This window comes from Halobacteriovorax sp. RZ-2 (assembly GCF_043196685.1).
GTDB lineage: Bacteria > Bdellovibrionota > Bacteriovoracia > Bacteriovoracales > Bacteriovoracaceae > Halobacteriovorax_A.
On record NZ_JBEBMR010000001.1, the window covers coordinates 730,765 to 745,132 of the forward strand.

Here is a 14,368-nt window from a genome sequence, read left to right on the forward strand (position 1 = left end):
CTAACTGAAAGAAATTAAAGAGATAATGAGGACCTATGAATTATTTATCGACTCATAAGTCGTTAATGCAAACCTGGCCATTGCGATTGATCTTGATCTTGAAATCAACACCTTTAATTTTTGCACGGATATGGGATAAGTGAGTATTGATTGTCTTATTTGTAACGACAACTGGGCCCCACGTCCCTAGTACTAACTCCTCAAGAGTGTAGATACGTCTTTGGCTAGAAATTAAAAAGTTTAGAACTTTAAATTCCGTCTTTGTTAATGAGATTTCCTCTTCATTGACAAAAACCGCCTGCGTGTTGGTGTTGATTCGCAAATTACGAAATCCAATCCACTCATTTTGAAAAATAAATGACATTTTTTTCTCTCCTCCCCCCTTAATTAACTAGATTAAGTGGAAGTAAGATATTTCTCAAGTCGTAAAATCAATAAGTTACGAATCTTATCGCCGCTAACAAAAATAAGTTTATTTAGGCTAACAATTACGGTTATTTGACGCTTTTTTCTTTAGAGGTCGTGCAAACATATCTGATTATTGCGATTAATACGTATTCTAAAGTCAACGCCTTTTGTTTTATGTCTTAAGTGAGTCAGGTGAGTATTGACAGTTTTATTTGCCACTTCTACATCACCCCAAATATATTCAACTAGTTGCTCGCGTGGGTAGATCCTTTTTCCACCATTTAGCAGAAAGTAGAGAATTTTATACTCTGTCTTAGTTAATTCGACCTTGCGCTCATCAACAAATGCGACTCGCTTTTCTGGATCGAGAGATAAGTTTCGAAAGCTTAGCTGCTTTTCTACTTGGGCCTTGTCATTATCAAAAGCGTGCATAATTATTCTCCTCTAAAGCTATACTTGAGAGAAGTTTATTCCATTGAACAAGTCCATGTTTTTGAGGTAAAAAAAGACACGTAAAGAATATTCAGTTATTAATTATTATTAATCAAAAGATAAGAGTTATTCATGAAAAATAAGAAGGCACTCTTTTGGAGTGGAGGCTTAAGCTCTCTAAATTGCTTAAAACATTTAATAAAAGATGGTTGTCCAAAGAGTGAAATCGTTCTCATTACTCTACTTTCAAAAGAGGGGAACGAAGTTGGTTATACCGGAATCCCTGAGGAGATCATTTCCCTTCAGGCCAGATATATGGGAATGAAGCTCGTTAGATTGTATAACGATGAAATGAGTAACAAGGTCATAAAGAAACTAAGTGAACAAGGTTATGAGTTCTATAGTGGCCAAAGAAATGAAGAATTCACAAAACAATCAGTTTTAGCAGATATCAATATTAATACTCCTTTTATGGGCCTTGCTTATACAAAATTCCTCGAAGACCAAAACAATCGTACCATACTTACAAGTGTCGATTGTGAAGACCATCAACGCTTCCTAGGAAAAGAGCTTAAGGATATTGATATAGACTTTAATGAGATGGATATTGATACATTTGTTATCTTTGATCCCCTTATGCGAATTCGAATTCCATTTTCAAAAAATATCATTGTGGAAAGGGATAATCATTTTATCTGTAAAATAAGAAATGTCTGATGCCATAGCATCAACGTGAACTTTGAGGTTTCTTTAACATTAACTCCATACTTGCTTGCCCCTTCGACAATATAATCATTAGTGATCATATTTGGAGGTTGTATGAAGAATAAAAAGAAATTCTTATTTGTAGGTGCGCGAATTCTCATGGGTGCGACCTTACTCTTGGCCGGTGTCACCCCAGGACTTGGCCTACTCACGGAATCTCAATTTACACCAGAAGCTTTGGCCTTTATCAATTCCCTTCAGGATACAGGTTATCTTTACTACATGATTAAAGCTCTTGAAATTGTCCTCGGAACGATGTTCTTACTTAATCTCTTCGTTCCACTGACGGCCGTAATAACCGCTCCCCTAGTTATTAATATTTTGTTCTTTGAGCTCTTTCTTTGTAACTCGTATCTGATTGCACCAATTATCCTTATTGTGTGTGAGTTTATGGTTTACCGCGAGCACCGTAAGTTATTTAATTGGCTCTTTAAGTATCAAGTCCACACTCATACAAATGATCTCGATGCACCTGATATGATCATTCTCTCAGACCTAAAGGAGAAAGACCCTAAAATGTACAAGAGTGTCGTCGATTCGCAGTACTACCACAATATTTAAGACTTAATTCCATTGGGCCTATTATCTGTTTATTGACAGATAATGGGCTTCTTGTAACTATCTTTGCTAGTAAATACAGCACAAAAGGTGAACTCTGTGAAATTCAGAGACTGTCCCGCAACGGTTAGAGTCCGAGCCCTTCAATATTTCTATGTCTCGGAGGAAGATCATAAAAACACTATTTTATTACGCCACTGCATTTTTACCATTAACATCAATTGCACAAATTACCATTAAGGCCACAAAGCTTGAAACGAGTTCAGAACGAGTAACGAGTGCCGTCACTGTTATCACTCGTGAAGAAATTGAAAATACTGATGCCACAACATTACAACAGCTACTACAAAGTAAAGCGAGCATCTTTATTGGACAGACTGGCCAAATCGGAGCGGCTTCAAGTTTACGACTTCGCGGTTTACCGACAGGTTTTTCAAAGGTTCTCATTGATAATATCGAGCTTACAGATCCAACTGATATCAATAACTCGTATCAAATTAACCACATCAACTTGGATAATATTGAAAGTATAGAGATCCTAAAAGGTAGTCAGTCAATTCTATACGGCTCTAATGCAATTGGTGGTGTTTTAAAAATCAATACAAAAAAAGGTATTAAGAGCTCAAGAGTTAGTGCAGAGTATGGGAGTTATAACACAGCAAAGGTTGCGGCCCAGACGAGCGGACACATGGAAAGGTTAAGTTACGGATTTAACTTTTCTTACTTACATTCTGATGGATACTCTTCAGTTAATGAAGATAGGCTAACTAATGCAGAGGCTGATTCTTATAAGAACCTTAGCTTCTCTTTGAATACAAGCTACCTCATTAATAACCAACTTGAATTAAACTACCAAGCACAATTTATCGACTCAGAAATTGAAATTGATGGATTCAATTTTGCACCTCCATTTAATCCAATCGATGTCGCCGACAATGATTTAAATAAGTACAATCAATACAATAACTTCCTTAGTCTTAACTATAATAGTGCAGATGAAAGGTTTACTCTTACTCCTAGTATTAGGTACTCAACAATTAGAAGAGAAGACCCTCAGGGCTTCACTCCTCTATTTCGTGGGGAAGAAACAGATTTAAAGCTTGATGCTACTTATGAGTTTTCAAAGAATTTAAATTCTTTCTATGGTGTTCAATACCTTAAGCAAGATGACCTGACTCTTGGTAACTATAGTGAATTATTCTCACTCTATACAACATTCAATTATGCATATAAAGATTGGTTTTCAGATATAGGACTGCGTTTCGACAAATTCTCAACATTTAATTTAAATACCATTGCAAGCTTTGGTCTTGGTTATAACTTCACAAGAGAACTCTCCCTTAAAGGTCATTTATCAAGTGGATATAAACTTCCAACGCTTTATCAAATCGCTAATCAACTTGAAATGCTTGACCCGACTGATAGTATTAATAGTGAACTAACTCTTTCGTATAAGAAGATTACTTATCAAGCAGAACTTACGATATTCAACTACGACCTAAAAAATCAAATCGATTACGATACGATTAATATGGGCTACCTAAATATTGCAAAGTCACAAATTCAAGGAATCGAGTTTAACTTCAACAAAGAATTTCAAAACTCATTTAGCATTGCAACCTCAGTAACAATTCAGAAGGCCACAAATAAAATAACCGACTCAGACCTTGCAAGAACACCAGAAGCACTGGCAAGCCTAGAGCTTGGCTATCAAATTAATGATAACCAGAGTATTTCAAATTGGTGGCAATACGTAGGAAAACGAGAGGACTTTGGAAGCATGCCTTCTTATGTAATTGGTAATATCAACTACGAATATCAAAACTTAAATTTCAAAATAATAAATATTCTCGATAAGGATTATGAGAATATTCGCTACTACGGGACAATGGCCCGTAGTTACTTCCTAGGCTACAAGCTCGACTTCTGATGATACTTCTTTACCATTGCAATTGCGATGGTAAAGAAAATTATTGATCCAATATTTAAGAAATAAAAGAAGTTAATCGCATTCTTTGCACCGTAGTTGTCTGCGATGGCACCAAATATAAAGTGCATAATCGCGATACTGACACCGATATAGCTCATCGTTTGAGCAAGAACGACATGATTCTTCTTTGGAAAACTATTTGAAACCCAATCAACGATGACAGGAAAACAAAAGGACATAAATAAAGCGGTCATCGGATAAAATATATGATGAAATTGTCCTAAGCTAAAACAAATGAGGCTTGTTACCAGTGAAATATAAATCAAGCGATTCGACGATAACTTAATATTTAAGAAAGCAAACCCTAATCTCCCCAACATTAAGAATAGAAAGAAATAAGATAAGTAATTATTAGCGACAATATCTGAATACTCATGGGCCTCCACCAAATAGAATTTTAATCGCGACGAAAGCATAATTTCAGAAGCAACATAGAACCCCGCAAATAGGCCAATCATAAGATTCATAAAGAAAGCATTAGGCATTGATCCATGATTTTCTTTTATTTCTTCATGGTGTGTATCATCCACAAAGAAAGAATAGATAAAAACTAAAGCACATGGAATGAGTAAGAACTTAAAGAAGTGAATCCAATCTGAATTTAAAAAGTAAAATAGAGAAAGAATTTGAGGGGCCATTAATGAGGCCACTCCGTAGACACCATGAAGTCCTGATAAGTAGCGCCTCTTATGCTCGGCCGGCGCTCCATTATCAACCATGAAATTCATTGTAATTCCAGTAATCCCAAAGCCAAATCCGGCCCAGGCTCCGAAGAATAAACTCAAGTCAAAGTTGAGAAAGTCTCCACCAAGTCCAATTCCAAACGTCCCTATTCCCATCATGACCATGGCCATGCGAGTTGCCTTAACCGGGCCAAAACTTGGTAGCCAAAAAGACGTTGTCAGGTAAGCAATGAAAGAAGTGATCGACATCAAGGAAAAGATTAACGATCCCTTATCTGGTCTGATTTGAAAATATTGTAAAAGCTCAGGATAGACACTTCCGCGTCCATTATCAATAAGACTTAACGCCACAAGTGACAGATACCCTAGCGAGACATAACCAAAATTTTTCAAATCAACTTCCTTCTAATTCAAATTAAGCAATAAGTGTCTTATCTTTGAATAGAATCCAAAGTTGGTGAATTGCTCTTGTCGCAGCAAGGTGAAGCCTCTTTCTTGCTGTATTATTTGCAGGATAAAGGTCCTTATCACAGTCTGGAATAATAACGTAATCAAATTCAAGACCTCTAATTTGCTCAACAGTTGTCACATCAACACCTGGCCTTAGAGAAAAATTCTCATCAAGAACAAGTCGAATACTTCCAACTTCTTCAATTTCAGAATATAGCTCTCTTGCAATGCTCTCTTTTGAACAAATGATTGCAATTGATGCTTTCGGCTCACGATTCATTAGCTCAACTAGCGCACTACTAATTAGCATCGAAGCATGCTCAAGATGTTGAACTGATGATTCAATAATTGGTCCACCATCTCTCTTCGACTCTGGAAGCTCCTTAGGTGCTAGAGGTCCAAGAACCTTATGCGCAAAAGAAACAATTTCTTTTGGAGAGCGGTATGAAACATTAAGTTCTTCAACTTGCATATCATCCACATCAAGCTCAAGCGTATGACAAACGTCGTGCCATGAAGTGAACTCAAATGTGCTATCAATTTGTTGAACACTGTCCCCTGCAATTGTGAAGTTTCCATCTTGATGTTTAATTTGACCAAGCATAACAAGCTCAGACTTAGATAGCTCTTGTGCCTCATCTAAGAAAATATGACGATAAGACTTAAACTCACGGCCAAAGTATTTAAGGTGTCCAAATTGTTTTACAATTAAATAGTTAAATAATGGCAGGTCGTATTTATCAACAAATCCTGAAAGGTCTTGTCCCTGATTGGCATAATCAGAGTCTTTATCTAGGCCTTGAATTTGTTTTGCCGTATAGAATTTTAAGTCATTTAACATGTGAGTCGTTACCATACGATTTGTCATCTCAGGTAGCTTCTCCATAAGCTTCGCATCAGAGAAAACATTTAAAAGCTCTTCTCTTACATTCTTGAAGCCATTTAAGATCTTCTTCACTTCAACTTTTAAAAGAGGATCACGTGTATTCTCATAAAGATTCTTAACACGTACATATAATGGACGAGTGCGATTCTTTGTAAAAAACTCAAGGTCTGTTCCCTTAAGTTTCTTTTCAATATTCAATTCTTTTACTGCCAGGTACTCATCAATCAATTCAAGAAGCTTAGGGTTTCTCTTAATTGTGGCAATTGAATCAAGTGGGTTATCCTCAATCTTCTTAGGAACTGAGCGCATATTTTGGAAGACGATCTTTTTAATTAGGTCATCAAGTGTTGAAACTCGAACTTTCTCAAGTTGTGACTCAACTAAGAGCTTCTTAGATAATTTCACTAGACCATTATTTGGTACGATAACCATAACCTCTTCTTGGCGAATTCCGTCTTCACGACAAAGCTTTGCAATACGATAAAGAGCAACTGTCGTCTTACCAGAACCGGCCCCACCAGTGATAAGAAGTGGCTTCTTTGCACTTTGGTTAACAAGATCATACTGAGTCTTATCAAGAAGAGAAATAACCTCAGGGCCATCAAATCCAGTACGGCCACTACCAAGACTTTGGTTAGCGCTTCCTTCTCCACCAGCAAGCTTTTGTGCTGATTCATTTAGAGAGATCCACTCACTTTCTCTTAAGACGTTAGTATTACCTTCTCGGTCAATTCTTACCAGTTGTTTCTCTCTAACTGTTAGAATTGATTTCTCTAGAATATGACCTTCAATAATTCGGTCATCTAAGTCGAAATCAAAGTCATCACCTTCGCCGTACTGGTAAAAGATACGTGCCATAGGAGATTTCTTCCAGTCGATGATTTTAAACTTTAATTCCTTATGTGAAAAAGGAGTGTGGCCAATGAGAAAATCCTTAAGCTTTCCATTTTGTTTAATTTTAAAATGGCCAAAGAATGGAGATTCAATATTAGGTAAACTTTGGTGTTGTTCATAGCGATCAGCGAGTTGATTTAGAAGGTTCATCTGCTGAATAATTCCAGGCAGATCATCTTCTTTACAGTTAAGAGATTCGTCTCTTAAGGCCCTAATATTGGCCGCAATATCGGCCAATGCCGCAGCATTTAAATCTGGAACTCTATCAATTAAATCAACGGTTTGCGCAAGAAAATCATTAATTTTTTGGATATATTTTTGATTTACTAATTCACTCATTCTTTATTTGCCTTTAATCATCTAGCTTGTTAGTGTTGAACTTTATTTACTATATTAATAATCAACAATTAGAGGGCCCTATTATGCCAAAAGTTATCGGATTTCACTACACATTAACGAACTCAAAGAACGAAGTTTTAGACAATTCTGCTGAACATGGTCCACTAGTTTTCTTAGAAGGTGTTGGTCAAATCATTCCAGGTCTAGAAAAAGAGATCGTCGCAATGAATATTGGTGATAAGAAAGTTATCAATGTACCAGCTGCTGACGCATACGGTAACAAAAATGATGAATTAGTAATCACTGTTCAACGCTCACAATTTCCAGAAGATGCACAATTAAATATTGGTGACGTATTTCAAGTTAACCAAGATCAAGGTCTTCCTCCATTTGCAGTTATTGCAATTGAAGGCGATGAAGTTACTTTAGATGGTAACCACCCTCTTGCAGGTGAAGATCTAAACTTTGATATCGAAATCACTGAAGTAAGAGAAGCGACTGAAACAGAAGTTGCCCATGGTCACGCTCATGGACAAGGTGGATGTGGTCACTAATCAATCTTTACCTTTCTTAAGTTAAAAGATCGCATAGATCCTTACTAAAATTAATTTATCGATTATTGATTTGAGTGAGGATTCTATGTGGGTTTTAAATTTAAGAAAGTCTCTCGCGTTTTCTCTATGTGCGAGTTCATTTCTTTATTCTAATTCAATTTCAGCAAAGAACCTCGGTGACAATTTTGAGCTATACGGAAAAATTTCAATGGCGGCCATTGGCCAAGCCGGAGCTCAATCATTAAATAATAACTCTTCTCGATTTGGGTTTAAATATAAGAGAGATGACCTACTCGAGAAGTTCACCACTGGTCTTCGTGCTGAGTTTGGAATCAATACCAGCAATACGAGCCAAAATATACAGAGTATCCCGAACACAACGGGACGATTTCAAGTAGACAATACTAGCGACCGGCCCTTCTCAACGAGGCTTGCTTATCTTTAGATAGAGAGAGGAGATTTTAATGCAACTCTTGGGAAGAGCTGGTCTATCTGGTATCAAATCTAGCTCTTTTACTTGAAGGTGATTTACCTATTTAGACAACCTTAAGGCGAATGAAACCTAATAAGATATAGCTTTGATTATAGCACCAAGACAGTAAAGATGTATCAATCAAGCTCAATAAACAGTTTACTTAATTTTTTACTTTCTTACTCATCGTTATTCTCCCCTAGGATTATTGTAATAGGCTACTTCTTAATTAAGTAGCCCTTTTATTACACTAAAGTTTTTAAAAATTTAGATTAAACACCAGAAAATTTTAAAGCTTCTGTAAATTATCAAATAAAGTATAGAAGAAACCAATTGTTTTTGCGTATTCATCTACTTTGATTCGTTCATTTACACCATGAAACCCTTCAAACTCTTTTGTATTCTCTAATTGAATTCCTGTGATTGTATAAACATCAGGAGCAAATTTTCGTGCTTGGAAGTGTTTAGAATCTGATCCACCAATGACAAAAAATGGTGAAACAATTAATTCATTCCCCCATGTTTGACGGATTGTTTTTTCTAGTAATTTGTAGCCTTGTCCCTCAGGGTTTGCAACGTTAGTAGCAGGAGTTGAAGCAGAAATATCACGAATTGTAATTCTATCATCTTTAATAACATTCTTTACATAATCAATGATGACATCAGGAGTATCTCCAGGCATCGGTCTGAAGTTAACGACAGCTGTCGCTGATGGAGGAAGAACATTATCTTTAATTCCTGCATTAAACATTGTTACTGCAATCGTTGTATGAAGCATGGCACGTGTAACTTGATTCGTTGCCATCTCATCAATAAACTTCTTTTCTAATCTCGTAGGACTGCCGTCTTTTCCATATGCGACAGCGGCATACATATCTTGCTTACTCTTATCGAGTTCTGGCCCCATATAGCGATACTGATGTCGGACAGCTTCATGAATCTTGTATGGAAACTGTGCTTTTTGCAATTTACTTACAGCGTCTGCCAGAATAACAATATTTGCCTCCTTAGGAGGTTGAGAAGAGTGTCCTCCTACATTGTCAATCTTCATCTCAAGGCTAACATATCCCTTCTGTGCAATACCAATAAGAGCTGTATTGTCTTTAATGCCAGGAAAAATACCAGGTGTAATCGGTGCAGACTCATCAAGCACAAAAGCAACTTTTTTAATTCCTCGCTTTTCTAACAAATCAGCTGCATGCTTTGCCCCTTCTGGCCCTCCTACTTCTTCATCATGACCAAATACAAAGTATGTTGTTCTCTTGGGGCGAAAGCCTTTTTTCAATTTCATTTCAGCCGCTTCTAGGATTCCGTGAATTTGGTTTTTATCATCGAGTACTCCACGTCCCCATATATAACCATCTTTAATTGCTCCCGAAAAAGGAGGTACCTTCCACTGATCTTTTGAGTCTGGTGCAATAGGTACAACATCCATGTGTGCCATAAGGACGACTGGAGGTAATTTTGGATCCGTTCCTTTCCAAGTATAAAGTAAACTATATGGACGAGGACTACCAATCCTCTCTCTCTTTAAACGTTTATGAACAAGTGGATATGTCTTTTTTAAATAATTATGATATCCACGAAATGCTTTTTTATCAAAGTCACTTCGATCTTGATTTGAAATTGTTTTGTACTGCACGCCTTTTGCTAACCTCTTTGCCGCAGCCATCTTATCAACCTTAACAGTGACCTTTTCAACACCTTTCATCTGCAATGATGTAAATTCTTTTGTACTTGTTTCACTATTAGCACAAGAAATTAAACTAGTTGCAACCATAGCAGTACTCAAAAAGTTGTATAACTTTTTATAAATATCCATATGAAACTCTCCTTAACAACAAACAATAAACTATATAAGTACAGATAATAAAAATCTTACTTCATGAAAGAAAATAAAAATAAGTAAAGTTTAAGAACAAAAAACTTAACAGTTCTTTTAGGATCAAGACAACTCTCGACATAATAGCCCAATCTTCAAACAAATATATGAATATCTGTACTTTAACAAAAGGCTGTTTTAAGTACTTTTTTACCATGTCATACTTTCTGTAAAGTTCACATAGTAAACAAGTATTTCTGCTTTAATTCCGCTGTAGCCAACCTATATAAAACAATAGATAAAGGTTTACCATATACAAGATCCAAATACTTTAATTGGTAAAGAATTAGCTTAGTGCCCTTATTTAGATGATCTAACGAAATATAAAATTTTTAGAAAAATATAAGTTTACCCATTTTGAATACAATTTTTAATATAACTTATCGTCGTAAAGTAAATAAGAGGTAAAATGAAAAAAAATCTACAAATTTTCATTCTAATAATTGTAGCTTCATTCAATATGAAGGTTTTTTCTAAGGATGAAGTATCTGATTTCGTTGTTCAGCCTGGTGAAATAAGAGATTATCATCGCGTTGACACAGGTACAATGCTTGAGAACAAAGACTTCCCAGGGTCTTGGCCGATGTTTGGAACAGATATGCGTATGAAGATTGGCGGTTATTTTAAGGCTGATATAATCGGAGATTTTGACGGATCGGGAGACAAGGATCAGTTTTTAATCAGTAAAATCCCAGTTGATGGAACACCTGAAGCGAATAACGATGGATATTTCAATGCTTTAATCAGAGAAACACGTTTTAATTTTGATATTCGAAAAAACACGGCCGGAGAACCTCCACAACAATTCTTCTTAGAAATGGATTATTTTGATACCGATAAAACCTATGCAAGGGTAAGACATGCTTACTTCGTCTACGGTAAGATTGTAGTAGGTCAAACCTGGACAAACCTATCCGAACTTCGCTCACTTCCTTTTATGATCGACTTTGCTTATGGTGATGCACTTTATGGTGGACGAACTGTACAACTTAGATGGCAAGACCAAGTATCGTCAAGTACGAGATGGGCTATCGCACTAGAGAAAATAACGGAGGCTGCAATAGATAATCCAGCGAACTTCAACGGAGAGGCAGTTATTCAGCTCCCTTCTTTATCTGCTCGAATTGATTTAGAACGTGAAGACGGTTTCATCATGCTTGGAACACAAATTGCGCAACTTAAATGGGATGGACAAAATATCGGAAAGGATGCAACGGCGACACAATGGTCAGCAGTATTTGCAGGTCGACAATACTTTGGGCAAAAAAGAAGTTATTTCACCTGGAATATCTCGTACGGTGATGGTGCGGGAGCCACTATTCTCGCACTAGCAGGAAGTAATGCAAATGCAACACTAGTTGCCGATGGCATTTTAAAAACGAACAAAGGCTATAGTGCAACATTTGGGTATGCTTTCAAGCTTACAGACACGCTTTCCACAAACTTTGCGATTGCTTGGACTGAGCTTGAAAAGTCTAGCCAACGGCCTGATGATGCAATCGCAGGAGGTGGAGTTCTTCACGTTAATTTAATAAAAGAACTGGCCAGTAAAGTTTCAACAGGAGTTGAATACATGTACGGAGTTCGTGTTAACAACAATGATGATGATGGCGATGCGAGTCGTATTCAGGCAATGATAAAATTCGACTTTTAAAATATAACAGATCAGCGATACAACCTATAATAAACTCTATGAATAAGAATTCAAGAATAAACTAAAGAGGAAAAGTGAAGTGAAAAAATACCTTGGAATAATAATTCTTTTAATAAGCTTTAGTATATCAGCACAAGACAAAGGATTTAAAGATATGTCTGATCCTCTCGCTGTCTTCACTTCAGTAGGGTTTGGCGCCACAAACAGAGGACTTAATGCTAAATTCACATTAGCATACCCAAGTGGCGAACCAGGAATTGCATCACTAAACGCATTAGAAATTAAAGGCTTCCTTGGCGAAGAACTTGGATGGGATAGAACATCGAGAAAGTCTAATGACATTGATACTGTACGCTTAAGAAGATTTTCGGTAAATGGAGCAAAGCAGACGGCAACTCAGATTGATGCGACTTATAATTTTAAAGGCAACAATCTCGCGGAACAAAATATAAGTGCTGCTTATTCATACGTGCATGGTATACCTGAGTTCTGGAATATCAATCTCTATCCTCTGGGTGGAGTTGGACTCGAAATTGGAAAGAATGCCATTGAGGATGATGATACAATTGACAGTGGATATTCCATAATGGGTATTAACGCAGTTATTGGTATGTTTGCAAAACTTGCTATTACGAAGAAAATTTGGTTGAACTATAATCCTCTCTGGATTGTTGCAATATCTGGTTCAGACCGCTTTGAAAATCATGCTTATGGTAATAAAGATAATTTACTTACTCATGAGTTCGCAATTGGCTACCAAATCAATCCTCAGTTAAATCTTCGCTATTTCGCGAATTGGAATAACTTAATCGATTACACTGATGGCGATCATCGTTTGGAATTTAATTATCAATTCTAAAGAGTAAATGCTTCTTAAGAAGTTGCAACTCTACTCTCTTTGTAAACTACTGTAATCACTTTAGACTTAGCTTAAAAATCAAGCCAAAGACCTGATTGAGCAATTGAACGTGGAGTTTTTCGATAGCTCAACATAATTAAGTATTCATCAAACTAATATATACGCAAAAGAATCAAATATATAAGACACTTGGCCAGAACAAAATATCTAAAATACTAAAGATAGAAGCAAATAAAGTAGTCAAAAAAATTCAAAACTTTTGGAATATTTATTTTAGCAGATGACTTTCACTTAATTTTCCTACCAAAACAAACAGATTAATTTTAAAGTAATACTAATCCATATTTACTCATTCCCCTTAAGTACCAATTAATATTTTTAGCTTTCTTTACTTAAATAACAACATAAAACCTTATTAAAATTAATTAATTTTTTAATGAGGGTACTATGCAATTAAATAAAGTAAGACTTGAAATCATCCTTTGTTCATTTCTTCTATCAAATACGATTTTCGCAATAGAACTCGCTGATGGCTTCGATCTTTATGGAAAGATCTCAATGGCTTTTGTCGGTAAAGACGGAACACAATCATTAAATAATAACTCATCTCGGTTTGGATTTAAATATAAGAGAGATGACTTAATTGAGGGGTTCACCACTGGTTTTCGTGCTGAGTTTGGAATCAATACCAGTAATACGAGCCAAAATGTTCAGGGTTCAAGCGACCCCCTAAATACAGGGCGCTTTGTAGTCGACAACACAAGTGACAAACCCTTCTCTTCACGTCTTGCCTATCTTTGGTTAAGTAAAGGTGACTTTGAAGCCACAATTGGTAAGAACTGGTCCATCTGGTATGATGTCACAGGCTTTACCGATATTTTTATGATCACTGGAGCCTACACATCTTCAACATATACGGCCAATAGTGAAATCATTGGTACTTCACGTGCTGTTGACGTATTAGACCTTCGCTATAAACTTGGATATTTCCACTTCGGTGCTCAATATAAGCTGACAGGTGATGTCTCAACTGACTACGATTCGGATGGAGATGGAATTGACGATGCGAATCTCACTCTTGAAAATTCAACGGCTGCTTCAATTCGCTACCTAAGAGAGAATATGATTATCGGTATCGCGGCTATTCACCTTGAAAGCAATAATAATGGCAATAAAGTTGATAAGGTATCGGTCTCAATTGGAACAAAGTTTATCTACAAGGACTTCTTCTTAGCAGCCGTTTATGGCGATGCAAAAGATCTAGAACTAATTGAAGGACAATTTATTGAAACGGATAATCTCGAAGCTTTAGTCGGTTGGAGGCTTAATAAAGAGAATCAATTTATGGTTGGTTACAATTGGCAAATATCTAGTGAAATAGGTTATGAAAATTATGAAATTGGTAAATACTTAGCCTCTTATATTTATGCTTATAAGACGATGGAGTTTGGAGTTGAATTTGTATATGATGACTCGACAGCCGTTGACGGCGGTTCCCTTGAAGACCATGAGGTCTTCGTGGGAGCGACGCTATATTTTTAA

The 14,368-nt window shown here is 36.4% G+C and carries 13 protein-coding genes and 1 riboswitch; of the genes, 8 read left to right on the top strand and 5 right to left on the bottom strand.

The features are described 5' to 3' along the window. Positions 1-52: 52 nt before the first annotated feature. Positions 53-364, bottom strand: coding sequence for a winged helix-turn-helix domain-containing protein (locus ABMA78_RS03480; RefSeq protein WP_392857095.1), 312 nt, complete (start codon positions 362-364; stop codon positions 53-55). Between the two features lie 149 nt (positions 365-513). Next, positions 514-840, bottom strand: coding sequence for a winged helix-turn-helix domain-containing protein (locus ABMA78_RS03485; protein ID WP_392857097.1), 327 nt, complete (start codon positions 838-840; stop codon positions 514-516). Between the two features lie 132 nt (positions 841-972). On the opposite strand from ABMA78_RS03485, the gene ABMA78_RS03490 reads away from it, so the two are divergent. The 3 genes from ABMA78_RS03490 (at position 973) to ABMA78_RS03500 (ending at position 4,093) form a co-directional block, all read left to right on the top strand. Then, on the top strand, positions 973-1,557 hold the full coding sequence (locus ABMA78_RS03490; RefSeq protein WP_392857098.1) for a hypothetical protein: 585 nt from the start codon (positions 973-975) through the stop codon (positions 1,555-1,557). A 102-nt stretch (positions 1,558-1,659) separates the two neighbouring features. Next, a complete protein-coding gene (locus ABMA78_RS03495; protein WP_392857099.1) occupies positions 1,660-2,166 on the top strand; it encodes a hypothetical protein in 507 nt (168 codons plus the stop codon). A 25-nt stretch (positions 2,167-2,191) separates the two neighbouring features. Then, positions 2,192-2,327: riboswitch (cobalamin riboswitch) on the top strand. Then, positions 2,318-4,093: a TonB-dependent receptor plug domain-containing protein gene (locus ABMA78_RS03500; RefSeq protein ID WP_392857101.1), complete on the top strand. Its 1,776-nt coding sequence runs from the start codon at positions 2,318-2,320 to the stop codon at positions 4,091-4,093. Its footprint overlaps the riboswitch before it by 10 nt. Here the strand turns inward: ABMA78_RS03500 and ABMA78_RS03505 are convergent. Both ABMA78_RS03505 and ABMA78_RS03510 read right to left on the bottom strand, forming a co-directional pair. Further along, entirely contained in the window at positions 4,075-5,229 is a 1,155-nt protein-coding gene (locus ABMA78_RS03505) for an MFS transporter (RefSeq protein ID WP_392857103.1), read from the bottom strand. The two genes, ABMA78_RS03500 and ABMA78_RS03505, sit on opposite strands and share 19 nt — an antisense overlap. 22 nt (positions 5,230-5,251) lie before the next feature. Then, on the bottom strand, positions 5,252-7,405 hold the full coding sequence (locus ABMA78_RS03510; protein WP_392857105.1) for a UvrD-helicase domain-containing protein: 2,154 nt from the start codon (positions 7,403-7,405) through the stop codon (positions 5,252-5,254). 83 nt (positions 7,406-7,488) lie between these two features. On the opposite strand from ABMA78_RS03510, the gene ABMA78_RS03515 reads away from it, so the two are divergent. Both ABMA78_RS03515 and ABMA78_RS03520 read left to right on the top strand, forming a co-directional pair. After that, positions 7,489-7,959: a peptidylprolyl isomerase gene (locus ABMA78_RS03515; RefSeq protein ID WP_392857108.1), complete on the top strand. Its 471-nt coding sequence runs from the start codon at positions 7,489-7,491 to the stop codon at positions 7,957-7,959. A gap of 85 nt (positions 7,960-8,044) precedes the next feature. Continuing rightward, positions 8,045-8,404 carry a hypothetical protein gene (locus ABMA78_RS03520; RefSeq protein ID WP_392857110.1) on the top strand — a complete coding sequence of 120 codons (360 nt, stop codon included), beginning with the start codon at positions 8,045-8,047 and terminating at the stop codon, positions 8,402-8,404. A gap of 316 nt (positions 8,405-8,720) precedes the next feature. On the opposite strand, the gene ABMA78_RS03525 is transcribed toward ABMA78_RS03520, so the two are convergent. Then, positions 8,721-10,211, bottom strand: coding sequence for a M20 family peptidase (locus ABMA78_RS03525; protein WP_392858011.1), 1,491 nt, complete (start codon positions 10,209-10,211; stop codon positions 8,721-8,723). 511 nt (positions 10,212-10,722) lie between these two features. On the opposite strand from ABMA78_RS03525, the gene ABMA78_RS03530 reads away from it, so the two are divergent. The 3 genes from ABMA78_RS03530 to ABMA78_RS03540 all read left to right on the top strand — a co-directional run bounded on the left by ABMA78_RS03530 (position 10,723) and on the right by ABMA78_RS03540 (position 14,368). Next, positions 10,723-11,967 carry a DcaP family trimeric outer membrane transporter gene (locus ABMA78_RS03530; RefSeq protein WP_392857113.1) on the top strand — a complete coding sequence of 415 codons (1,245 nt, stop codon included), beginning with the start codon at positions 10,723-10,725 and terminating at the stop codon, positions 11,965-11,967. 154 nt (positions 11,968-12,121) lie between these two features. Beyond that, complete coding sequence (locus ABMA78_RS03535) at positions 12,122-12,826, top strand: hypothetical protein (RefSeq protein WP_392857115.1); 705 nt, start codon at positions 12,122-12,124, stop codon at positions 12,824-12,826. A 447-nt stretch (positions 12,827-13,273) separates the two neighbouring features. Next, a complete protein-coding gene (locus ABMA78_RS03540) occupies positions 13,274-14,368 on the top strand; it encodes a porin (RefSeq protein ID WP_392857118.1) in 1,095 nt (364 codons plus the stop codon).

What these genes read in the sequence shown, in the direction of transcription:
- ABMA78_RS03480 (WP_392857095.1), bottom strand. Translation starts at nt 364, where the DNA reads ATGTCATTTATTTTTCAAAATGAGTGGATTGGATTTCGTAATTTGCGA.
- ABMA78_RS03485 (WP_392857097.1), bottom strand. Translation starts at nt 840, where the DNA reads ATGCACGCTTTTGATAATGACAAGGCCCAAGTAGAAAAGCAGCTAAGC.
- ABMA78_RS03490 (WP_392857098.1), top strand. Translation starts at nt 973, where the DNA reads ATGAAAAATAAGAAGGCACTCTTTTGGAGTGGAGGCTTAAGCTCTCTA.
- ABMA78_RS03495 (WP_392857099.1), top strand. Translation starts at nt 1,660, where the DNA reads ATGAAGAATAAAAAGAAATTCTTATTTGTAGGTGCGCGAATTCTCATG.
- ABMA78_RS03500 (WP_392857101.1), top strand. Translation starts at nt 2,318, where the DNA reads ATGTCTCGGAGGAAGATCATAAAAACACTATTTTATTACGCCACTGCA.
- ABMA78_RS03510 (WP_392857105.1), bottom strand. Translation starts at nt 7,405, where the DNA reads ATGAGTGAATTAGTAAATCAAAAATATATCCAAAAAATTAATGATTTT.
- ABMA78_RS03515 (WP_392857108.1), top strand. Translation starts at nt 7,489, where the DNA reads ATGCCAAAAGTTATCGGATTTCACTACACATTAACGAACTCAAAGAAC.
- ABMA78_RS03520 (WP_392857110.1), top strand. Translation starts at nt 8,045, where the DNA reads ATGTGGGTTTTAAATTTAAGAAAGTCTCTCGCGTTTTCTCTATGTGCG.
- ABMA78_RS03525 (WP_392858011.1), bottom strand. Translation starts at nt 10,211, where the DNA reads ATGGTTGCAACTAGTTTAATTTCTTGTGCTAATAGTGAAACAAGTACA.
- ABMA78_RS03530 (WP_392857113.1), top strand. Translation starts at nt 10,723, where the DNA reads ATGAAAAAAAATCTACAAATTTTCATTCTAATAATTGTAGCTTCATTC.
- ABMA78_RS03535 (WP_392857115.1), top strand. Translation starts at nt 12,122, where the DNA reads ATGTCTGATCCTCTCGCTGTCTTCACTTCAGTAGGGTTTGGCGCCACA.
- ABMA78_RS03540 (WP_392857118.1), top strand. Translation starts at nt 13,274, where the DNA reads ATGCAATTAAATAAAGTAAGACTTGAAATCATCCTTTGTTCATTTCTT.